This window comes from Actinoplanes xinjiangensis (assembly GCF_003148685.1).
Taxonomy (GTDB): domain Bacteria; phylum Actinomycetota; class Actinomycetes; order Mycobacteriales; family Micromonosporaceae; genus Actinoplanes; species Actinoplanes xinjiangensis.
The window spans coordinates 496,953-518,126 of sequence record NZ_QGGR01000003.1; the positions used below are offsets into that span (position 1 = coordinate 496,953).

21 protein-coding genes are annotated in these 21,174 nt (G+C 70.6%); 11 read left to right on the forward strand and 10 right to left on the reverse strand.

Annotation, left to right across the window (positions count from 1 at the left end):
- Positions 1 to 15: 15 nt before the first annotated feature.
- From BC793_RS09125 to BC793_RS09140, 4 genes are all read right to left on the reverse strand, one after another.
- Positions 16 to 1,596 (reverse strand): sensor histidine kinase, encoded by a 1,581-nt coding sequence (locus BC793_RS09125; RefSeq protein ID WP_109591210.1) that lies wholly within the window; start codon positions 1,594 to 1,596, stop codon positions 16 to 18.
- Between the two features lie 8 nt (positions 1,597 to 1,604).
- Entirely contained in the window at positions 1,605 to 2,318 is a 714-nt protein-coding gene (locus tag BC793_RS09130; protein WP_093619114.1) for a response regulator transcription factor, read from the reverse strand.
- Positions 2,319 to 2,393: 75 nt separating this feature from the next.
- Positions 2,394 to 3,173: a lysophospholipid acyltransferase family protein gene (locus BC793_RS09135; RefSeq protein ID WP_109591212.1), complete on the reverse strand. Its 780-nt coding sequence runs from the start codon at positions 3,171 to 3,173 to the stop codon at positions 2,394 to 2,396.
- Positions 3,170 to 3,931 (reverse strand): GNAT family N-acetyltransferase, encoded by a 762-nt coding sequence (locus BC793_RS09140; protein ID WP_109591214.1) that lies wholly within the window; start codon positions 3,929 to 3,931, stop codon positions 3,170 to 3,172. The genes BC793_RS09135 and BC793_RS09140 overlap by 4 nt, the downstream gene beginning before the upstream one ends.
- A gap of 93 nt (positions 3,932 to 4,024) precedes the next feature.
- Between BC793_RS09140 and BC793_RS09145 the strand changes: the two genes are divergently transcribed.
- The 7 genes from BC793_RS09145 to BC793_RS09170 all read left to right on the forward strand — a co-directional run bounded on the left by BC793_RS09145 (position 4,025) and on the right by BC793_RS09170 (position 13,958).
- Positions 4,025 to 4,693: a hypothetical protein gene (locus tag BC793_RS09145; RefSeq protein WP_109591216.1), complete on the forward strand. Its 669-nt coding sequence runs from the start codon at positions 4,025 to 4,027 to the stop codon at positions 4,691 to 4,693.
- A gap of 38 nt (positions 4,694 to 4,731) precedes the next feature.
- Positions 4,732 to 5,652, forward strand: coding sequence for an ABC transporter ATP-binding protein (locus tag BC793_RS09150; protein WP_109591491.1), 921 nt, complete (start codon positions 4,732 to 4,734; stop codon positions 5,650 to 5,652).
- Positions 5,649 to 6,455, forward strand: coding sequence for an ABC transporter permease (locus BC793_RS09155; RefSeq protein ID WP_109591218.1), 807 nt, complete (start codon positions 5,649 to 5,651; stop codon positions 6,453 to 6,455). Before BC793_RS09150 ends, BC793_RS09155 begins: the two co-directional genes overlap by 4 nt.
- A gap of 195 nt (positions 6,456 to 6,650) precedes the next feature.
- On the forward strand, positions 6,651 to 10,406 hold the full coding sequence (locus tag BC793_RS09160) for a multifunctional oxoglutarate decarboxylase/oxoglutarate dehydrogenase thiamine pyrophosphate-binding subunit/dihydrolipoyllysine-residue succinyltransferase subunit (protein WP_428839520.1): 3,756 nt from the start codon (positions 6,651 to 6,653) through the stop codon (positions 10,404 to 10,406).
- Between the two features lie 60 nt (positions 10,407 to 10,466).
- Positions 10,467 to 10,643, forward strand: coding sequence for a DUF6104 family protein (locus tag BC793_RS50190; RefSeq protein WP_170167212.1), 177 nt, complete (start codon positions 10,467 to 10,469; stop codon positions 10,641 to 10,643).
- Between the two features lie 130 nt (positions 10,644 to 10,773).
- Positions 10,774 to 12,846, forward strand: a complete 2,073-nt coding sequence (gene pta / locus BC793_RS09165; RefSeq protein ID WP_109591222.1) for a phosphate acetyltransferase — start codon at positions 10,774 to 10,776, stop codon at positions 12,844 to 12,846.
- A complete protein-coding gene (locus BC793_RS09170; protein ID WP_109591224.1) occupies positions 12,843 to 13,958 on the forward strand; it encodes an acetate/propionate family kinase in 1,116 nt (371 codons plus the stop codon). Before pta ends, BC793_RS09170 begins: the two co-directional genes overlap by 4 nt.
- Positions 13,959 to 13,964: 6 nt before the next feature.
- On the opposite strand, the gene BC793_RS50195 is transcribed toward BC793_RS09170, so the two are convergent.
- Positions 13,965 to 14,126 carry a hypothetical protein gene (locus BC793_RS50195; RefSeq protein WP_170167213.1) on the reverse strand — a complete coding sequence of 54 codons (162 nt, stop codon included), beginning with the start codon at positions 14,124 to 14,126 and terminating at the stop codon, positions 13,965 to 13,967.
- Positions 14,127 to 14,251: 125 nt separating this feature from the next.
- Here BC793_RS50195 and BC793_RS09175 point away from each other — a divergent pair, with 125 nt between their 5' ends.
- Positions 14,252 to 15,058 carry an alpha/beta hydrolase family protein gene (locus BC793_RS09175; protein ID WP_158319210.1) on the forward strand — a complete coding sequence of 269 codons (807 nt, stop codon included), beginning with the start codon at positions 14,252 to 14,254 and terminating at the stop codon, positions 15,056 to 15,058.
- Here the strand turns inward: BC793_RS09175 and BC793_RS09180 are convergent.
- The 3 genes from BC793_RS09180 to BC793_RS09190 all read right to left on the reverse strand — a co-directional run bounded on the left by BC793_RS09180 (position 15,055) and on the right by BC793_RS09190 (position 17,768).
- Complete coding sequence (locus BC793_RS09180) at positions 15,055 to 15,996, reverse strand: zinc-binding dehydrogenase (RefSeq protein WP_109591228.1); 942 nt, start codon at positions 15,994 to 15,996, stop codon at positions 15,055 to 15,057. The two genes, BC793_RS09175 and BC793_RS09180, sit on opposite strands and share 4 nt — an antisense overlap.
- A gap of 79 nt (positions 15,997 to 16,075) precedes the next feature.
- Complete coding sequence (locus tag BC793_RS09185) at positions 16,076 to 17,314, reverse strand: NAD(P)-dependent malic enzyme (RefSeq protein WP_203896049.1); 1,239 nt, start codon at positions 17,312 to 17,314, stop codon at positions 16,076 to 16,078.
- A 145-nt stretch (positions 17,315 to 17,459) separates the two neighbouring features.
- Complete coding sequence (locus BC793_RS09190; protein ID WP_275416100.1) at positions 17,460 to 17,768, reverse strand: S26 family signal peptidase; 309 nt, start codon at positions 17,766 to 17,768, stop codon at positions 17,460 to 17,462.
- 85 nt (positions 17,769 to 17,853) lie between these two features.
- On the opposite strand from BC793_RS09190, the gene sodN reads away from it, so the two are divergent.
- Positions 17,854 to 18,258: a superoxide dismutase, Ni gene (sodN, locus tag BC793_RS09195; protein WP_093619126.1), complete on the forward strand. Its 405-nt coding sequence runs from the start codon at positions 17,854 to 17,856 to the stop codon at positions 18,256 to 18,258.
- Between the two features lie 99 nt (positions 18,259 to 18,357).
- Positions 18,358 to 18,759: an ATP-binding protein gene (locus tag BC793_RS09200; RefSeq protein WP_109591233.1), complete on the forward strand. Its 402-nt coding sequence runs from the start codon at positions 18,358 to 18,360 to the stop codon at positions 18,757 to 18,759.
- Positions 18,760 to 18,781: 22 nt separating this feature from the next.
- Here the strand turns inward: BC793_RS09200 and BC793_RS09205 are convergent, their stop codons facing one another.
- Together BC793_RS09205 and BC793_RS09210 are read right to left on the reverse strand one after the other, a co-directional pair.
- A complete protein-coding gene (locus tag BC793_RS09205; RefSeq protein ID WP_109591235.1) occupies positions 18,782 to 19,474 on the reverse strand; it encodes a FadR/GntR family transcriptional regulator in 693 nt (230 codons plus the stop codon).
- Between the two features lie 38 nt (positions 19,475 to 19,512).
- Complete coding sequence (locus BC793_RS09210; protein ID WP_109591242.1) at positions 19,513 to 19,887, reverse strand: hypothetical protein; 375 nt, start codon at positions 19,885 to 19,887, stop codon at positions 19,513 to 19,515.
- Between the two features lie 50 nt (positions 19,888 to 19,937).
- Between BC793_RS09210 and BC793_RS09215 the strand changes: the two genes are divergently transcribed.
- Positions 19,938 to 20,888, forward strand: coding sequence for a diacylglycerol/lipid kinase family protein (locus BC793_RS09215; protein WP_109591244.1), 951 nt, complete (start codon positions 19,938 to 19,940; stop codon positions 20,886 to 20,888).
- Positions 20,889 to 21,174: the final 286 nt, after the last annotated feature.

Consider the following 21,174-nt stretch of genomic DNA (forward strand, 5'->3'; position numbering starts at 1 on the left):
TCGTACCGAACTGAGTTACTCCTGGACGTTTTCTGTGAACCCTTTATCCGGATTTATGGTAGGCAAAGATACGCGGAACGTCGCACCCTGGCCCGCATCCGAGATCACCTGCACGGAACCTTCGTGCGCCCGCACGATGGCCGCCACGATCGCCAGCCCCAGACCGGTGCCGGTGGCCTCCCGTTCGGTGTCGCGGGTCCGCGCCTCGTCCACCCGGTAGAACCGCTCGAAGACCCGCCGGGTCTGCGCATCGCTCAGGCCGGGACCGGTGTCCGACACCTCGACCACCGCATGATTGCCCTCGCCGGCGTACAGCCGCAGCGTCACCGACGCGTCGGCCGGCGTGTGCACCAGGGCGTTCGTCATCAGGTTGCCGATCACCTGGCGCAGCCGGGCGTCATCCCCGTACGCCACCAGCTGCTCCGCCGAATCGCGGACCTCCAGGGTGATCTCCCGCTCCGGGGCGGTGGCCTGGGCCGCCTCCACCGCGTCCATGGCCAGCACCGGCAGCTCCACCGGAGCTAGCGTGAGCGGGCGCTCCCGGTCGAGGCGGGCCAGCAGCAGCAGGTCCTCGACGAGCAGCCCCATCCGGGCCGCCTCGTCCTCGATCCGCCGCACCAGGGCGGCCACCTGCTCCGGGTCGGAGACCGCGCCCTGCCGGTAGAGCTCGGCGAACCCGCGGATCGTGGTCAGCGGAGTGCGCAGCTCGTGCGAGGCGTCCGCGACGAACTGCCGCATCTTCCCCTCCGACTGGAGGGCGCGTGACTCCGACTCCAGGGCCCGGGCCTCGGACTGCTGCGCCGCGTCGGCCGCGAACCGGGCGGCCTGCTCGGAGTCGGCCCGCGCCTGGAAGGCCGCCTCGATCTGGGCGAGCATCGCGTTCAGCGCCCCGGAGAGCCGGCCCAGCTCGGTGGTGGGATGGCCGCCGGACTCCTCCGGGTCGGGCACCCGCCGGGTGAGGTCGCCGGCCGCGATCGCCGCCGCCGTCCGCTCCACCTGGCGCAGCGGGATCAGGCTCTGCCGGACCAGCCCTGCGCCGACCATGGCGAGGGTGATCAGCACGCCGACGCCGACCAGCACGTCCACCAGAACGAGCCGGGCGATGACGTCGTCGACGCCCGTCATCCGCTGGCCGACATGCATGACCCAGCCGTCGGACTGGACGACGACGAGCATCCGCCACATGTACTTGCCGTTCTCGCCCCTGACCGTGTAGGGCTTGTCGGCCTGCTTGGTGATCGCATCCACGCCCTGCAGCAGCAGAGGCGCGTCGCCCGCCTCGACGCCGATGCCGGTGACGCCGGCCAGGGGCCGACCACTGACCGCGGTGAACGCGACGAGGTAGTCCGGCGGGGTCCAGATCTTTCGGACGTGCGCTTCGGAGTCGTCGCCGGGGTCGTTGACGATGGCCCACAACTGGGTGTCCATCCGGGCGACCATGTACTCGCTGAGAAAATACGTGCTGGCGGCGCTGATCAGGGTGAGCGCGGCGAAGACCAGCACCAGGACGGACGCGACCAGTTTGGTCTGCAGCGAGATCCGGCGCAGCCCGGAATTGCGGGGCATCCGCTCGCGGACCCGCTCGGTCAGTGTCATCGCAGGGCCTAGACGGCTGGCTTGCGGAGCACGTAGCCCACGCCACGCAGGGTGTGGATCAACCGCGGCTGGACGTTGTCGACCTTGCGGCGGAGATACGAGATGTAGGACTCGACGATGTTGTCGTCACCACGGAAGTCGTACTTCCACACGTGGTCCAGGATCTGCGCCTTGGAGAGCACCCGGTTGGCGTTGAGCATCAGATAGCGCAGCAGCTTGAACTCGGTGGGCGAGAGCTGCACCCGGGAACCCGCCCGGTAGACCTCGTGGGTCTCCTCGTCCAGCTCCAGGTCGGCGAAGACCAGCCGGGAGGGCTGCTCGTCGCCGGCGTTGGTGCGGCGCAGCACCGCCCGGATCCGGGCGGTGAGCTCCTCCAGGCTGAACGGCTTGGTCACATAGTCGTCGCCGCCCAGGGTCAGGCCGCGGATCTTGTCGTCGGTGCCGTCGCGGGCGGTGAGGAACACCACCGGCGTCCGCTGCCCGCCCTCCCGCATCAGCCGGATCACCTCGAAGCCGTCCAGGTCGGGCAGCATCACGTCGAGGACGACCAGGTCGGGGGTGGAGTTGCGGGCGGCGCTGACGGCTGCGCTGCCGCTCATCGCGGTGGTCACCTCGAACCCGGCGAAGCGCAGACTTGCGGAGAGGAGCTCGAGAATGTTCGCATCGTCCTCGACGACGAGCAGCTTCGCTTCGCTCTGCTTGGGCTGGGTCTGGGTGGCCATGGCGCCATTGTCGTCCCGACCCCTGCACCTTGCCTGCACACTCGCTGAAAATTGTCTGTGAGACACCCGGCACGGTTACGCCGCCAGGTGGTACCCCCTCCCGGCCAGGCTGGACTGGGCGGCCCGGGCCAGCGCCCGCCGGTCCGCCCCCGGGTCGGGCCGCAGCGCGGGCGCCGCCGCCAGGGTCAACGTGAGCCTGGGCAGCCGGGCGATCCGCATGATCGACTCGCCGAGCGTGTCGTCGCCCACGAACGCCGCCTCGGTCGAGTCGTAGCCGATCGACACCGGCACCACCGGGGCACCGGCATCGATTGCCGACTGGAAGAGCGCGGAACGGAAGGGGCCTCGCTCGGGGCCGCAGTAGGTCGTACCCTCCGGAAAGAGGACGACCGAATGCCCGGCCCGCAGCGCGCCGGCGACCTCGGCCACCGTCCCCGGCAGCGCGCTCGGCCGCGTGCGGTCGATGAAGATCGTGCCGGCCCGCACCGCCGCGCCGCCGATGCCGGGCCAGGCCCGCACGTCGTGCTTGGCCACCATCCGCGCCGGCAGGACGGTGGCCAGCGCCAGCACGTCCAGCCACGAGACGTGATTGGCGACCAGCAGGCTGCCGGGGCGCGGCGCGGGACCGCGCCACACCAGCCGGACCCCGAGGACCGCGAGGATCCCCCGGGCCATCGCCCGCAGCGCGGCGCTGTCGAGCACCGCCATCGCCAGACCCCCGAGGAGTACGGCGACGAGCGCCACCAACCGCACCACGACGGCCACCGGCCCCGCTCGCCGGACCGCACGGCCGTCCCGGCACCGGTCGTCGCACCCCGAGGCGGGCTGCCAGAACGTGCCCACGGGCGCGGTCATCGGGACGCACCGAGGAAGTGCCGGCGGTACCGCGGGTCCAGCCGGTCCATCGAGAAGAGCACGTAGAAGTCGGCGCAGTCGAAGTTCGCGTCGTAGGCCGGTTCGCCGCACACCCAGCTGCCGAGCCGCAGGTAACCGCGGAGCAGTGCGGGCGGCGCCACCTTCGGGTCGGCCTCGACGTCCGCCGGTGGCGTCCAGAGGGTGCGGGGCCGGACCCGCATCGCCGGCGGGGAGAGGTGCCCGGCGTTGACCCGGGCCCGGACGCCGGCGGCCAGCCGACCGCCGTCGCCGAGCGGGACCGAGGCACAGCCGCCGAGCCAGCGCAGGTTGTTGAGGTGCAGGTAGCGGGCGATTCCGGCCCACATCAGGTTCACCACGGCGCCGGAGCGGTGGTCGGGGTGCACGCAGGACCGGCCGATCTCGACCAGGTGGTCGCGCAGCGGGCGCAGCGCGCTCAGGTCGAACTCGGCGTCGGCGTAGCGCCGGCCGGCCAGTTCGGCGGCGCGCGGCGGCAGCATCCGGTAGGTCCCGACCACCTCGCCGGACGCGTCGTCGCGCACGATCAGGTGGTCGCAGTAGGCGTCGAACTCGTCCGCGTCGATGCCCTCGGTGCCGGTGGTGAGCCGGGCGCCGAGCTCCCCGGCGAAGACGTCGTGGCGCAGGCGCTGCGCGGCCTCGACCAGACCGGGATCGTCGGCGAGGAGAAGCGTGTAGCCGCTGGTCCCGGTGGGTGCGGCGGCCGTCATGAGAACTGCCATGTGATCTGTGTAAGGCTGACGTCTGCCGATGGCGTGTCGCTTCAGGTGGCGATGTGTGACCGGTTGATGAACTGCGTGTGCGAAGGTCGGGGGGTGCGTATCCCGGCTCGCTTCAACGGCCCGCCCGGCTCCGGTAACGGGGGCTGGTGCGCGGGCCTCTTCGCCACCGCTGCGGGCGCCCGGATCGGCGGGCCGCCGGTTCAGGTGACCCTGCGGGTGCCGCCACCGCTCGACACCGCTCTGCTGCTCGACGGCGGCTCGGTCCGGGCCGGCGACGTCCTGGTCGCCGAGGTCACCGAGGCCGGCGACACGGGGGTGCCGGTGCCCCCGGTCCCGCTCGCCGAGGCGACCGCGGCCGCGCGGGACTACCCCGGCTTCGTCACCCACCCGTTCCCCGGCTGCTTCGTCTGCGGCCCGGACCGCGCGCCCGGCGACGGTCTGCGGATCTTCCCGGGCCCGCTGCCCGGCGATCGCACCGCGGCGCCGTGGACGGTGCCGGACGACGTCACGGCCGAGACGATGTGGGCGGCTCTGGACTGCCCCGGCGGCTGGACCGCGATCGGCACGGCCGGCCGCCCCTTCGTGCTCGGCCGGATCACCGCGACGGTCGCCGCGCTGCCCGCCCCGGGTGCCGGGTGCGTGGTGGCCGGAGCGCTGGCCGGGGTGAACGGCCGCAAGGCCACGGTGGACTCCTCGGTGTACGGGCCGGACGGCCGTCACCTGGCGCAGGCACGGGCCACCTGGCTCGCTCTCGTCCAGTAAGTTGATCGTTTCGAGCCGACGGGGAGGGAGCCGTGACGATGAGCCGGCCCAACTACGCGGAGATCAGCGTCGAACGCCTCACCAAGCATTACGCCAAGGTGCGCGCGGTCGACGACCTCTCCTTCACGGTCCACGCCGGCCGGGTCACGGGCTTCCTCGGTCCCAACGGGGCCGGCAAGACCACCGCGTTGCGGATGATCCTGGGCCTGGTGACGCCCACCTCGGGCACCGCCACCATCGGCGGGGTGCGGTATGTGGACATGCCGGACCCGATCCGGCAGGTGGGCGCGATCCTCGAGGCGTCGAGCGCGCACCGCGGCCGCAGCGCCCGCAACCACCTGCGGATCATCTGCCGCGCGGCCGGCCTGCCCGACCAGCGCGCCGACGAGGTGCTCGCCATGGTCGGCCTGAACACCGTCGGGACCCGCAAGTTCAAGGGCTACTCACTCGGTATGAAGCAGCGGCTCGGGATCGCCGCGGCGATGCTCGGCGACCCGCGGGTGCTGATCCTGGACGAGCCCACCAACGGTCTCGACCCGGAGGGCATCCGGTGGATGCGCGACCTGCTCCGGGCACTCGCCGCCGAGGGGCGCACGGTGCTCGTCTCCAGCCACCTGCTCGGTGAGATGCAGCAGCTCGCCGACGACGTGGTGATCATCGCGGCCGGCCGGCTCATCCGGCAGGGCCCGGTCGCGGAGGTGCTCGGCTCGACGGCCGGCGTGGCCCGGGTACGGGTCCGCACACCGCAGCCGGATCAGCTCGCCGCCGCCCTGCGGGACGCGCAGCTGGAGGTCACCGCCACACCGGACGGCCTGCTCCAGGTCTCCGGCGCCGACGCGGCCCGGGTCGGGCACCTCGCCTTCACCGCGGGGGTGGAGCTGCACGAGCTGACCGGGGAGAGCGCCGACCTGGAACGCGCCTTCCTCGACCTGACGGCCGGAAAGGCGGGGGCGCGATGAACCTCATCAGTGCCGAGCTCCTGAAACTGCGTACCACCTCGCTGTGGTGGATCTTCGCGGTCTCGATGGTGCCGTTGTACGGGCTGGCGCTCGGATACAACTGGCTCACCACCAGCGTGATCACCGAGATGGACGTGCCGGACGAGGGCCCGTTCGGGCTGATCAGCATGCAGCAGATCGTCAGCAACCTCTACACCAGCGGGCAGTTCGCCGGGGTGCTGCTGGTGCTGCTGCTCAGCGCGATCCTGGTGACCAACGAGTTCTTCCACCTGACCGCCACCGCCACGTTCCTCACCACCCCGCGCCGGGAGCTGGTGATCCTGGCGAAGATGGCGGTGGCGGTGCTGATCGCGGTGACGGTCTGGCTGTTCACCACCGGGCTCAACCTGATCTTCGCGCCGGTGGCGCTCAGCTCGACCAACAACGAGTCGTTCCTCGGTGAGTCGTTCGTCTGGCAGGCGATCTCGCTGAATCTGCTGGTCCACGTGCTCTGGGCACTGGTGGGCATCGGCTGTGGTGTGCTGATCCGCAGTCAGATCGGCACGACGATCACCCTGACCGTGCTCTACGTCGTCGGCACCCAGATCTTCACCGCCGTCTTCGCCGTGCTGGCCAACCAGGTCGACGAGGTGTTCATGCAGCTGCGGGTGCTCGTCCCGACGCTCGCCTCGGAGCTGCTGGTCTCCGGCCCGCAGTCGCCGGAGGACCTGCCCCGCTGGGTGGGCGCCGTGGTGCTGCTGGCCTATGCCGGGGTGGCCGGGGTGCTGGGCACGCTCATCACCAAGCGGCGGGACATCGCCTGACCCGTGACATCGCCTGACCCGTGCTCGTGGCGGCCCGGCCATGTAGTCTCGCCGGGTCGCGACGGGGCGACGGGAAAGCCGCCGGTCGCAGGGTCTGATTGGCCACACAGCGGACGTCCGCACCGACGACGCCTGCGCACGGCGTAGCCTGGACACCGAATCCTACCCGTCCCGCGTGACGTGAGCGGTCACGTGATGACAAAAACGGTGAAAGAGGCGAACGCGGCAGTGTCGACGCAGCAGACTTCGCAGGACAATCCACTCGCGGACTTCGGTCCCAACGAGTGGATCGTCGATGAGATGTACCAGCGATACCTGGCCGACCCGACCAGTGTCGACCCTGCCTGGCACGATTTCTTCGCCGACTACAAACCGGCGACGTCCCAGGGCTCGATCGCGACCCCGGACGAGGCCACCGCGGCCAATGCGACCGCGACCGCGGCCAAGGCCGGTACCGATGCCCCGGCCGCCGCCAAGGTCGCCCCGGCCAAGCCGGTGACCCCGGCACCCGCCGCGAAGCCGGCCCCGTCGGCCGCTCCGGCCGCCCCGGCGACGAAGCCCGCCGCCAAGCCGGCCGCCGCAGCCGAGGCCCCGGCCGGCGCGAAGACCGTCACCCTGCGCGGCGTGGCCGGCAAGATCGTGCAGAACATGGAGGCCTCGCTCCAGGTCCCCACCGCCACGTCGGTGCGTGCGGTGCCGGCCAAGCTGATGGTCGACAACCGCATCGTCATCAACAACCACCTCTCCCGGGGGCGGGGCGGCAAGGTCAGCTTCACGCACCTGATCGGCTGGGCGCTGGTCCGCGCGGTCGTCGCGCACCCCGAGATGAACAACACGTATGCCGAGATCGACGGCAAGCCCACCCTGGTGCAGCCGGAGCACGTCAACCTCGGCATCGCGATCGACCTGGTCAAGAAGGACGGTTCGCGCACGCTGGTGGTGCCCTCGGTCAAGAACTGCGAGACCCTGGACTTCCGGGGCTTCTGGCAGGCCTACGAGGACATCGTCCGGCGGGCCCGCCGCAACGAGCTGACCATGGACGACTACTCCGGGACGACGATCTCGCTGACCAACCCCGGCGGCATCGGCACCGTCCACTCCATCCCCCGGTTGATGAACGGGCAGAGCGCGATCATCGGTGTCGGCGCCATGGAGTACCCGGCGCCCTACTCCGGGATGAGCGACGAGACCCTCGCCGAGCACGGCGTGAGCAAGGTCACGACGCTGACCAGCACCTACGACCACCGGGTCATCCAGGGTGCGCAGTCCGGCGAGTTCCTCAAGGTGATGCACGAGCTGCTGCTCGGCAACCACGGCTTCTACGACGAGATCTTCACGTCACTGCGGATTCCGTACGAGCCGGTCCGCTGGGTGCGTGACGTGGCCCGGACCTCCGAGGGGCAGATCGACAAGGCCGCCCGGGTGGTCGAGCTGATCCACGCCTATCGCGTGCGCGGTCACCTGATGGCCGACACCGACCCGCTCGAGTTCACCATCCGCAAGCACCCCGACCTGGACGTGCTCCAGCACGGGCTGACCCTGTGGGACCTGGACCGCACCTTCCCGGTCGGTGGTTTCGCGGGCAAGCAGAAGATGAAGCTCCGTGACGTGCTCGGCGTCCTGCGGGACAGCTACTGCCGCCGGATCGGCATCGAGTACATGCACATCCAGGACCCGGAGGAGCGCCGCTGGGTCCAGGAGCGCATCGAGGTCAAGTACACCAAGCCGGACACCGACGAGCAGAAGCACATCCTGCACCGGCTCAACGCCGGCGAGGCCTTCGAGACCTTCCTGCAGACCAAGTTCGTCGGCCAGAAGCGGTTCTCGCTGGAGGGCGGCGAGTCGCTGATCCCGCTGCTCGACGCGGTGCTCCAGTCGTCCGCCGAGGCGGGGCTGGACGAGATGGTGATCGGCATGGCCCACCGTGGCCGGCTGAACGTGCTCACCAACATCGTCGGCAAGCCGTACGAGAAGATCTTCAACGAGTTCGAGGGTCAGATGGACCCGAAGACCGCGCACGGCTCCGGCGACGTGAAATACCACCTGGGCCAGACCGGGAAGTACACGACGCCGGACGGCGAGTTCTCGACCACCGTCAGCGTGGTGGCGAACCCGTCGCACCTGGAGGCCGTCGACCCGGTCCTGGAGGGCATCGTCCGCGCCAAGCAGGACCGCCTCGACCTCGGCCTGCACGGCTACACGGTGCTGCCGCTGCTGGTGCACGGCGACGCCGCGTTCGCCGGCCAGGGCGTGGTCGCCGAGACGCTGAACCTGTCGCAGCTGCGCGGGTACCGCACCGGCGGCACGATCCACGTGATCGTGAACAACCAGGTCGGTTTCACCACCGCCCCGGAGTACAGCCGCTCCTCGATGTACTCGACCGACGTCGCCCGGATGGTCGAGGCGCCGATCTTCCACGTGAACGGCGACGACCCCGAGGCCGTGGTCCGGGTCGCGAAACTGGCCTTCGAGTACCGCCAGGCGTTCAACAAGGACGTCGTGATCGACATGATCTGCTACCGCCGCCGCGGTCACAACGAGGGCGACGACCCGTCGATGACCAACCCGCGGATGTACCAGATCATCGACACCAAGCGCAGCGTGCGGAAGCTCTACACCGAGGAGCTGATCGGCCGCGGTGACATCACCGTGCAGGAGGCCGAGGAGCAGCTGCGCGACTACCAGGGCCGTCTCGAGGAGGTCTTCAAGGCGACCCGCGACTCCGCCGGCAGCCCGCCGCGGCCGCACATCATCGCCGAGGAGCCGGAACCCGAGGTGGAGTCGGCGATCGACCCGGGCATGGTGCGCGCGGTCGGCCAGGCCCATGTCGAGCTGCCCGAGGGCTTCACCCCGCACAAGCGGGTCCAGCAGCTGCTCGACCGGCGGGCCAAGATGTCCACCGACGGCGGCATCGACTGGGGCTTCGGTGAGCTGATCGCCTTCGGCTCGCTGCTCAGCCAGGGCGTGACGGTCCGGCTGGCCGGTCAGGACTCGCGGCGTGGCACGTTCACCTCGCGGCACGCGGCCATCGTCGACTCGAAGACCGGCAAGGACTTCCTGCCGCTCAGCTCGCTGGCCACCGGCAGTGCCCGGTTCTTCGTGCACGACTCGCTGCTGTCGGAGTACGCGGCGATGGGCTTCGAGTACGGCTACTCGGTGGAGAACCCGGACGCACTGGTCCTCTGGGAGGCCCAGTTCGGTGACTTCGTCAACGGCGCCCAGTCGATCGTGGACGAGTTCCTCTCCTCCGGCGAGGTGAAGTGGGGCCAGCAGTCGTCGCTGGTGCTGCTGCTCCCGCACGGCATGGAGGGCCAGGGCCCGGACCACTCGTCCGGCCGTCCCGAGCGGTTCCTCCAGCTCTGCGCGCAGGACAACATGCGGGTGGCGAACCCGACCACCCCGGCGAACTACTTCCACCTGCTGCGCCGTCAGGCCCTGTCCACCAAGCGCAAGCCGCTGGTGGTCTTCTCGCCGAAGTCGCTGCTGCGCCACAAGCTGGCGGTTTCCGCGGTGAACGACTTCACCCAGGGTGCCTTCCAGCCGGTGCTCGGCGACGCCGGAGTCGGCGGCCAGCCGCTCGACGGCGGCTCGGTGAAGCGGGTGCTGCTCTGCTCGGGCAAGGTCTACTACGACCTGTTCCAGGCACGGGCCGACCGGGGCATCACCGACACGGCGATCATCCGGATGGAGCAGATCTACCCGCAGCCGGTCGAGGAGCTGAAGGCGGAGCTCGCGAAGTACCCGAACGCCGAGGACTTCGCGTGGGTCCAGGAGGAGCCGGCCAACCAGGGCGCCTGGTCGTTCGTGGCGCTCAACCTGCTGGAGCACCTGGAGGGTGTCCGGCTGCGCCGGATCTCCCGCCCGGCCGCGGCCGCCCCGGCGGTCGGTTCGGCCAAGATGCACGACGCCGAGCAGGCCGCGCTGATCGAGGCGGCGCTGCCGCGCCCGTGACACGCTGAGTCGAGAGGGGCCGCTCCGGGTATCCGGGGCGGCCCCTTTTACCATCCAGGCATGTACTTCACCGATCGTGGCATCGAGGAACTGGTCCAGCGGCGCGGCGAGGAGACCGTGACCCTGGAGTGGCTCGGTGAGCAGCTGCGCACCTTCGTCGACATGAACCCCGAGTTCGAGACCCCGATCGAGCGTCTCGCCACCTGGCTGGCCCGCGGCGACGAGGACGACGAGTAGGAGCGGGTCGACACTCCGGCTGGTCGTCACCGCTGTCTCAGCTCCGCTGAGACGACGCTCACGACCAGCCGGGCCCGGGATCGGGACCTTCGGCCCGGCCCGGCACGTTCCGGGCCGGTAGGTTGAAGGCGTGGCACGCAGTGTGTATGTCGCGGGCTTGGGCCCGTCCGTCGGCAAGGGGACCGTCGCGCTCGGCATCGTCGAGCTGCTGTCCCGTCAGGTGGCGAAGGTGGCGGTCTTCCGGCCGCTGGTCTCCGGGGCCGGGCCGGACCCGCTGCTCACCGTCCTGCGCAAGCGCTATCCCGGGCCGGTCGGCGTCGAGGAGTCGTCCGGCGTCACGGTGGCCGAGGCGTCCGCGCTGGTCGCCGACGGCCGGCGGGAGGAGCTGATCGGCCGGATCGTCGAGCGGTATCGCGAGGTCGAGCGGCGCAGCAGCGCGGTCGTGGTGATCGGCAGCGACTTCAGCGACAAACCCGAGGAGGGCCGCGAGGAGCTGCCACGGGAGCTGGCCTTCAACGCACGGCTCGCGACCGAGTTCGGCAGTGTCGTGATCCCGGTGGTCAGCGGTGAGGGGCGGTCGGCGGAGTCGCTGGCGGCGGCCACGCGGAGTGCGTACCACTCGCTGGTGGATCTCGGGGCGACGGTGGCCGCGGTGATCGCGAACCGGGTGCCGCAAGCGATCTCGATGTCCCGGCCCGAAGGGCTGCCGGTGCCGTTCTGGGCCGTGCCGGAGGTGGCGGTGATCGCCGCGCCGACGGTGGGTGAGGTGGCCGCCGCGCTGGATGCCACGGTGCTGTCCGGCTCGGCCGGCGCCCTGGAGCGTGACGTGCTCGACTACGTCGTCGGCGCCGCGCACGTGCCGACCGTGCTGGGCGCGCTGACCGACGGGGCGCTGCTGATCACCGCGGGCGACCGGGCCGACCTGCTGGTGGCCGCGAGCGCCGCGCACGCGGCCGGCAATGTCACGCTGGCCGGGCTGGTGCTCACCCTCGGGGAGCCGGCCGACGAGCGTGCGGTCCGGGTGATCGAGCGGCTCAACACCGGTCTGGCGATGCTCGTCACCAGGACCGACAGCTATCACACGATCGCCGCGGCCGACCGGATCACGGCGCAGCTCAGCACCCCGCGCAAGATCGAGGCGGCGCTCGGCGTCTTCGAGGAGAGCGTCGACACCGCCGAGCTGTCCCGGCTGCTCGACGTGGCCCGGTCCAGCCGGGTGACGCCGCTGATGTTCGAGAACGATCTGATCGACAAGGCCCGTACCGACCGGCGGCACCTGGTTCTGCCGGAGGGCACCGAGGAGCGGATCCTGCGGGCCACCGAGACGCTGCTGCGCCGGGGTGTGGCCGAACTGACCCTGCTCGGCGACCCGTCCGAGATCAACCGGCGGGCCCGCGAGATCGGTGTGGAGATCGGCGGGGCGCACCTGGTCGACCCGGCGTCGTCGGAGCTGCGCGAGCAGTTCGCCGAGCGCTATGCGGAGATCCGCAGGCACCGCGGGGTGACCCTGGACCTGGCATACGACGTGGTCCGTGACGTCAACTACTTCGGCACCCTGATGGTCGCCGCGGGACTGGCCGACGGCATGGTCTCCGGCGCCACCCACACCACGGCCGCCACGATCCGCCCGGCCTTCGAGATCATCAAGACGGTGCCCGGCCTGACCGTCGCGTCCAGTGTGTTCTTCATGCTGCTGGCCGACCGGGTGCTGGTCTACGGCGACTGCGCGGTCAACCCCGACCCGGACGCCGGGCAGCTCGCCGACATCGCGCTGTCCTCGGCGCAGACGGCGGCCGCGTTCGGCATCGAACCGCGGGTGGCCATGCTGTCCTACTCGACCGGCAGTTCCGGTGCCGGCGCCGATGTGGACAAGGTCGCCGCCGCCACGGCGCTGGTCCGGGAGCGCCGGCCGGACCTGCCGGTGGAGGGCCCGATCCAGTACGACGCGGCCGTCGACCCCGCCGTCGCCGCCGCGAAACTGCCCGGCAGTGCGGTGGCCGGGAAGGCCACCGTCTTCGTGTTCCCCGACCTGAACACGGGCAACAACACGTACAAGGCCGTCCAGCGGTCGGCCAACGCGGTCGCGGTCGGGCCGGTGATGCAGGGCCTGCGGGCGCCGGTCAACGATCTGTCCCGCGGCGCGACCGTGAAGGACATCGTGAACACGGTCGCCATCACGGCGATCCAGGCGGGAGCGAGATGACCCGGGTACTCGTGCTGAACAGCGGCTCGTCGTCGCTGCGCTACCGGCACTTCGACGGCTCCGAGGTGCTGGCCAAGGGCCTGGTCCAGCGGATCGGCGAGTCCGGCGGCGACGCGGCCGACCACGGCGCCGCACTCCAGCGGCTGATGGACGAGCTGGACCTGTCCGGGCTGGCCGCGGTCGGGCACCGGGTGGTGCACGGCGGCGACCGGTTCACCGCCTCGACGGTCGTCGACGACGACGTGCTGGCCACCATCGAGGAGCTGGTCCCGCTCGCGCCGCTGCACAACCCGGCCGCGCTGACCGGGCTGCGGGTGGCCCGTGACCTGCTGCCCGACGTACCGCAGGTGGCCGTCTTCGACACGGCGTTCCACTCGACGATCCCGCCGGAGGGTGCGCTCTGGGCGATCGACCGCGAGGTGGCCGGCAAATGGGGGCTGCGGCGCTACGGGTTCCACGGGACGTCGCACGCGTACGTGTCCCGCGAGACCGCCCGTCTGCTGGGCCGGCCGGTGGCCGAGACGAACGTGATCACCCTGCACCTGGGCAACGGGGCGAGCGCGACCGCGGTGCGCGGGGGCCGCAGCGTGGCCACCTCGATGGGGATGACGCCGTTGCCGGGCCTCGTGATGGGCACCCGGTCGGGTGACATCGACCCGAGCCTGATCTTCCACCTGCACCGGGTGGCCGGGATGCCGGTCGACGAGATCGAGGAGCTGCTGACCCGGCGTTCCGGGCTGCTCGGGCTGGCCGGCGACAACGATCTGCGGACGGTGCAGGAGCGGTACGAGGCGGGCGACCCGGACGCCACGCTCGCGTTCGACGTCTACTGCCGGCGGATCCGCGAGTACACCGGCTCCTACCTGGCGGTACTGGGCCGGGTGGACGCGATCACCTTCACCGGCGGGGTCGGGGAGAACTCGCGGCCGGTCCGGGCCGTCACGCTCGCCGGTCTGGAGCAGCTCGGCATCACCGTCGACCCGGATCGCAACGACCGCAACGCCCCGGTCATCTCACCGGACGGGTCGCCGATCGCGGTGTGTGTGGTGCCGACCGAGGAGGAGCTGGAGATCGCCTCGGAGGCCCGCAAGGCGATCGGGGCGGCGGACTAACGGCGCTCAGCGGACGAGCAGCACCACGAGCAGCGCGATCAGCACGACCGCGACCAGCCCGCCGACGAGGTAGGGAACCTTGGAGGGCGCCTCGGCGTCGGGGCCGGGACGGGTGAACGCCCGGAACGCCTCGGTGTTGCCGCTGGGGTCGACCTGGTTATCGGACATGCGCACGACCCTAGCCAAAAGGGTCGGGATCCGCGAAGGGCGGCACCTGTTCGGCGGACCCCGTGTGATGTCGGCAACCCCGCTCTACCAGGGAATTCCGATCTTCGGGCGGCAGAATGGCCCGGGTGTTACGCCGTTCCTTCCTCACCCTGTTCGCCGCCGCCGGTCTGAGCGCCTGTGCCGCGGAGAAGCCGCCCGCCCCGGTTGCTCCCCAGCACACGCGGGAGCTCGCCTTCAACCGTGGCGGTGGCCGGCCGCTGCCGACGAAGGTCTGGCTGCCCACCGGGAGCGGCCCCCACCCACTGATCTATTTCAGTCACGGCCTGACCTCTCAGCCCGACGACTACGCCGAACTGCTGGCCGCCTGGGCGGATGCCGGCTTCGTGGTGGCCGGCCCGAAGTATCCGCACACCTGGTACAAGGCGACCGAGTACATCGCCGATGACGTCGTCAACCAGCCCGCCGACGCCCAGTTCGTGATCACCGAGCTGCTGGCGGCCCTCGGCGGCCTGGTCGACCCGGGGCGGATCGCCGCGGCCGGGCACTCGGCCGGCGCCATCACCACGGTCGGGCTGTTCAGCGGCGCCCGTGACGACCGGCTCAAGGCCGGCCTGGTGATCGCCGGACGGCAGATGCCACAGCCGTCCCCGTTCGCCGGGCCCGCCGCGCCGCTGCTGTTCGTGCAGGGCAAGACGGACGAGACGGTCACCTACGAGGAGGCGTACGGCGCGTACAACCAGGTCCCCTGGCCCAAGGGCTTCCTGGAGATCCCGAAGGCCGGTCACCTGCCGCACCGCGACGAACCGGCCGTGGTGGCCGCCACCACCACGGACTTCTGGCGCTGGGCCCTGAACGGCGACCAGGCCGCCGGCCGGCGACTGCCACAGGATGCGACGTCGGGTGACTCGGCGGCCCTGACCAGCACCTTCTAGGGTTCGATCACGATCTTTCCGAAGATGTCGCCGCCGGCCAGCCGGGCGAACGCCTGGTCGGCCTCGGCGAGGCGATAGGTCGAGTCGATCACCGGGCGCGCCTTGCCGGACGCCACCAGCTCCAGCAGGGCGGCCAGTTCCTCCGGGGTGCCCATGCTGCTGCCCAGGATCTCCAGCTGCATGGCGAACACCCGGCGCAGGTCGATCTCGGCCCGGTGCCCGGCCGTCGCCCCGCACACCACGATCCGGGCGCCGGGGGCCGAACACTTCATCGAATGGTCGAAGGTGGCCGCACCGACCGACTCGATCACCAGGTCGACACGCTCCGGCAGCCGGGCGCCCGGCTCCACCGCGGTCGCGCCGAGCGCGGTGATCCGCTCCCGCTTACCGGGGTCGCGGCTGGTCGCGTACACCCGCTTGCCGAGACCCACGGCGAGCGCGACCGCCGCGGTGGCCACGCCGCCGCCGGCGCCCTGGACCAGCACCGAACCGGCGTCGGCGACCCGGCCACGGGTGACGAGCATGTGGTACGCCGTGAGCCAGGCCGTCGGCAGGCAGGCCGCTTCGGCGAACGACACCCCGGCCGGCTTGGGGATCAGGTTCTCCCGGGGCGCGGCCAGGCGCTCGGAGAGGGTGCCCGGGTGCCGCTCGGAGAAGAGCGAGAAGCCGCGTGGGTCCGCCTTGTCCTCCACCACCGGATAGACCACGACCTCGTTGCCGTCCGGGTCCACCCCGGCGGCGTCGCAGCCGAGGATCATCGGCAGCCGGTCGGCCGGCAGCCCGACCCCGCGCAGCGACCAGATGTCGTGGTGGTTGAGGGAGGCCGCCCGCACGTCGACGGGCACCCAGCCGTCCGGGACGGAGAGCGGCAGCTCACCCAGGGTCAGGCCGCTGAGCGGCTCCTCCGGGTTCAGGGCGGAAGCATAGGCAGCGCGCATCTGTCGACCTTAGCGACCGTTAACGCGTCACGCCGCCCACACCGGTTCCGGCGCGGGCGGCGTGACGTGTGTCGATGGATCAGGCGGGCTGGACCTCGGCCACCGGCGCCGGCGTGGGTGCGGCCACCCGGCGGGCGACCCCGTCCTCGATCGCCGCGGCGGCGACCGCGGCGGCCACCGCCGGGGCGACCCGCGGGTCCAGCGGCGACGGCACGATCGCGTCCGGCCGGAGTTCGTCGGCGACGATCGCGGCGATCGCGTCGGCCGCCGCCACCTTCATCCGGTCGGTGATCGTGGTGGCCCGGACGTCGAGCGCGCCACGGAAGATGCCCGGGAACGCCAGGACGTTGTTGATCTGGTTGGGGAAGTCGCTGCGGCCGGTCGCGACGATCGCCGCGAACCGGTGCGCGACCGTCGGGTGGACCTCCGGCGTCGGGTTGGCCAGCGCGAAGATGATCGCGCCCGGCGCCATGCCGGCCAGGGCCTCCGCGCCGATGTTGCCGCCGGAGACGCCGACGAGCACGTCGGCGCCGATCAGGGCCTCGGTGATCCCACCGGTACGCCCGGAGATGTTCGTGACCGCCGCGATCTCCGCCTTCATCCCGCTGAGATCCCCGCGCTCGGCGTGGATGATGCCGCGCGAGTCGACGACGATCATGTTGGCGCCCTCGACACCCGCCGCGATCAGGGTGTTCGTGATGGCGACCCCGGCCGCGCCGGCCCCGCTGACCACCACGCGCAGGTCGCCGAACGAGCGCCCGAGCAGCTTGGCGGCGTTGCGCAGCGCGGCCAGCGTGACGACGGCGGTGCCGTGCTGGTCGTCGTGGAAGACCGGGATGTCGAGTGCGGCGTCCAGCCGGCGCTCGATCTCGAAGCAGCGCGGTGCGCTGATGTCCTCCAGGTTGATGCCACCGAACGACGGGGCCATCGCCTTGACCGTCGCGATGATCCCCTCCACGTCCTGGGTGTCCAGGACGATCGGGATCGAGTCGACGCCACCGAACTGCTTGAACAGGACCGACTTGCCCTCCATGACCGGCATGGCGGCCTTCGGCCCGATGTTGCCGAGCCCCAGGACGGCGGATCCGTCGGTGACCACGGCGACCGTGTTCGACGTCCAGGTGTAGTCGGGGTAGAGCCCCTCGTCCTCGGCGATCGCCTCACAGACCCGGGCGACACCGGGGGTGTACGCCAGCGACAGATCGTCGCGGCTGGCCAGCGGGACGGTCGCGCTCATCGTCATCTTGCCCCTGCGGTGCAGGTCGAAGACGGGGTCGGCGGCCAGGGCGGGATCGAGTTCGAAACTGAAGAAAGACACGGTGAAACTCCACACTGCATCGACATTGATACGTGGCACCTGCTGGAATCCCGGTCGCGAGTATGCGCCGGAAACCGCGGTGCGATGCGGGGATCACCCGGTACAACCACCTCCAGCGCGGGTGTGCGCTGGGGATCAGAGGACACTAACGTAACCGGAACGGTCTCGGGTAGTAGCGAAATATCACACGCCCGATGACATCGGCGACGCCGTGAGCACGGGAATCGTCCTGGACGAATGTGTTGTCACCCAACAGCCACCACCCTCCGTCACGCTCGGCGGCGGCCCGTTTGACGACCAGCAGACCCGGCCGGGAGCGGAACTCGGCCACCACCACGTCACCGGGCCGCACCCGGCCGCCGCGCCGGACGATCAGAGCGTCCCCGGCCCGCAGTGTCGGGACCATCGAAGGACCCCGGACGAGTACGGCGAACAGTGGTAATTGCCACCGCACGGCATCAAGCCTCCGTCGCGTTACCGCATGGGCGTAAGGGGTAGTGTCAACCCCGGATCATCGCAAACTCTATGGAGGAGTCCTGATGCGACTTCCGCGTTTCCTCACCCCGCGCACCGTGGTCAGCGCCCACTGCGACCTGCCGTGCGGCGTCTACGACCCGGCCCAGGCCCGGATCGAGGCCGAGTCCGTCAAGGCCATCGCCGAGAAGTACCAGGCGAACACCGACCCCGAGTTCCGTACACGCGCGATCCTCATCAAGGAACAACGCGCCGAGCTGGTCAAGCACCACCTCTGGGTGCTGTGGACCGACTACTTCAAGGCCCCGCACTTCGAGAAGTACCCGCACCTGCACCAGCTTTTCAACGAGGCCACCAAGCTCGCCGGCGCCGCGGGCGCCAAGGGCCAGGTCGACCCGGCCGTGGCCGACCAGCTGCTCGGCAAGATCGAGGAGATCTCCAAGATCTTCTGGGAGACCAAGCAGGCCTGACCGCTCCTTACCGAGCGTCCGCCGCCGACGGCGCGGCCGGGTGAACCACCCGGTCGCGCCGTTCAGCCGCTACAGTCTCTGCATCGGGAGGAGGGGTCGGTGACCCAGTTGACGGAGCCGGATGTCGGAGACGACGTCGTACTGCTGACCGTGCCCGCCGACGGCGGCTACCTGGGCGTCCTCCGGACGGCCACCGCGGGCCTGGCGGCCCGCCTGCACTTCGCCCTCGACGAGATCGAGGATCTGCGCATCGCCGTCGACGAGGCGTGCGCCATGCTGCTGGCCATCGCCACCCGCAACGCCGAGTTGGAGTGCCGCTTCGCCGTCACCGACGACGCCCTCACCGTCGAGGTGACCGTGGCCACCGTCCGCGGCGCCCGCCTCCCCTCGGAGTCGTCCTTCGCCTGGAAGGTGCTGACGGCCCTGACCACCTCGGCCGCCGCCGAGGCGAACGGCCGGCACGCCACCATCCGCCTGCTCACGCGGCGCACCGAGTTCTGATCGCGATCACTCTCGGACACCGTCAGTGGACGGCGTCCGAGATGTAGTCGATGTGCGCACCGGCCACGCGGGCGGCCCCGTCGGCGTCCTGGGCGGCCAGGCACTCGATCATCGCCCGGTGATCACTGTCGATCCGGATCCAGTACCCCTCCGGAAGTGACCCGATCACGTCCTCCCCGTAGCTGGCCTGGTAGAGCGGCCGTCCCACGAGCTCGAACAGCGGGTTTCCACTCGCCTTGGCCATCGCCCGGTGGAAGGACGAGTGCGCGGCCAGCATGGTGTCGAAGTCGTCGATGTCGGGATCGAAGAGAGCGCTGCGCAGCTCGGTGAGATGAGTTTCCTCGCGACGGACGGCGGCCAGCCCGGCAGCCGGGACCTCCAGGGCGCGCCGCAGCTCCAGCAGGTCGGCGAGACCGATGACCGCGGAGTGGGTGAGCAGGGCGAACCCGGTGGAGAGCCCGTCGGCGAGCTGCTCGGCGTCGGGATGGGCGACGAAACTGCCGCCGGTGACTCCCCGGGTGGTGACGATGAGATGTTGGCTGGCGAGCAGGCGCAGCGCCTCCCGGACCGTGCTGCGGCTGACGCCGATCTTGACGCACAGTTCAGGTTCGGGTGGGAGACGTTCGCCCGGCTGGAGACGGCCGGACGTGATCTCCGCCCGCAACTCGTCCGCCAGTTGCTGATAGGCGGGTGGGCGCACCGTTGAGCCGGTCACCCGTCCAGGGTAGGCCCAGATCGGCTTCCGGAGACCCGTTAATCGACGCCCAACGCTCGACTACTGGGCGGAACGAGGATCAGTGCGGCTGTCACCGCGCCGAGAACGAGCAACGCGACACCGGCCCAGAGCGTTCCGTACTGCACCAGGAATCCGCCGGTGGCGAGCAGGAACAGCTGCACGACGACGGCGGGCCCGCGGGCGCGGACCGACCGCCGCGCGAGGGCCCGGGCGACCAGGAAGACGGCGGCCGCGGCGAGGGCGGCCATCACGGTGAGCGACACGGCGATCGCGATGACGACCTCACCGCGGGTCAGATCAAGGACGATGAGGTACGCCGTGAGCACGGCGAGCCCGGCGCTCTGCAGGTAGAGCAGCCGAACCCCCCAGTCGAGGGTGGGAGCGCTGGTCACGGCTGCACGATACGGCAGCTTTATCGGGTGCCGGCGGGTACAGTCCGCGCATGCGCGCACTGCTGGTGGTGAACCCCCGGGCGACGACCACCACGGAGCGCAGCCGAGACGTACTGGTGCGGGCACTGAGCAGCGCCGTGGAACTTTCGGTGCGCTACACGGAGCGGCGCGGTCACGCGACGAAGCTGGCCCGGGACGCGGCGGAGAGCGGCGTCGACGTGGTGGTGACGCTGGGCGGTGACGGCACCGTGAACGAGGCGGTGAACGGTCTGCTGACCGCGCCGGCCGCACTCGCCGATCTGCGGGGCCCGATCGCGGACCGACTTCCGGCACTGGCCGTGGTACCGGGTGGATCGACGAACGTGTTCGCCCGGGCGCTCGGCATGCCCCGCGACTGGGCCGAGGGGACCAGCGTGATCCTGGACGGGCTGCGTGACGGCCGGCACCGGGTGATCGGCCTGGGCCGGGCCGACGACCGGTATTTCACCTTCACGGCCGGACTGGGCTGGGACGCGGCGACGATCCGCCGGGTGGAGCAGGCCCGGCTACGGGGCCGCACGTCGACCCCGGCGCTGTACATGCGGTCGACGGCGAGCCAGTTCTTCCTGGGGACGGACCGGAAGAATCCGCCGCTGACGCTGGAGCGTCCCGGTGAGACCCCGGACACGGAGCTGAGCACGGTGATCGTGCAGAACACCGCGCCCTGGACGTACGTCGGTGACCGTCCTGTCCATTTGAATCCGGACGCCTCGTTCGATTCCGGGCTCGATGTGGTGGCGCTGCCACGGCTGACGATCGCGGGCAGCGCGCGCACCGTGACACAACTCGCGTGGCGAGCGGGTGATCCGCGAGGTAAACAGGTCTTACGTCTACATGACATCACCGAGTTCACCGTGGTGGCGGCCCGGCCCCAGGCATTCCAGCTGGACGGCGACTACCTGGGGGAGCGGCAGAAGGTGCACTTCGTGTCCGTTCCCTCTGCGCTACGTGTGATCTGCTGACTCCGGGGTACCTGTTCCGGACAGGTGCTCACGATCCGTTACAGAAACACGGGCAAAAGGTCTGCGAAGTGGCCGGGACCGTACTACATTGATGGGAGCGTTCGTCAACCGGCTCTGGCAGCAGCGGCGGAACCGGACATATGGGTGCGTGAGCCAGCTCACCCACCGGGAGAAACTTCCGGCGCTACCCTTGACATCGCGTGAGTTCGTGAAAGCATTCACAAGCGATAAGAAGTAACCGGTTGCCACATGTGCGCGTTCCTAATCAAGAAGCGCAGAACGGCGC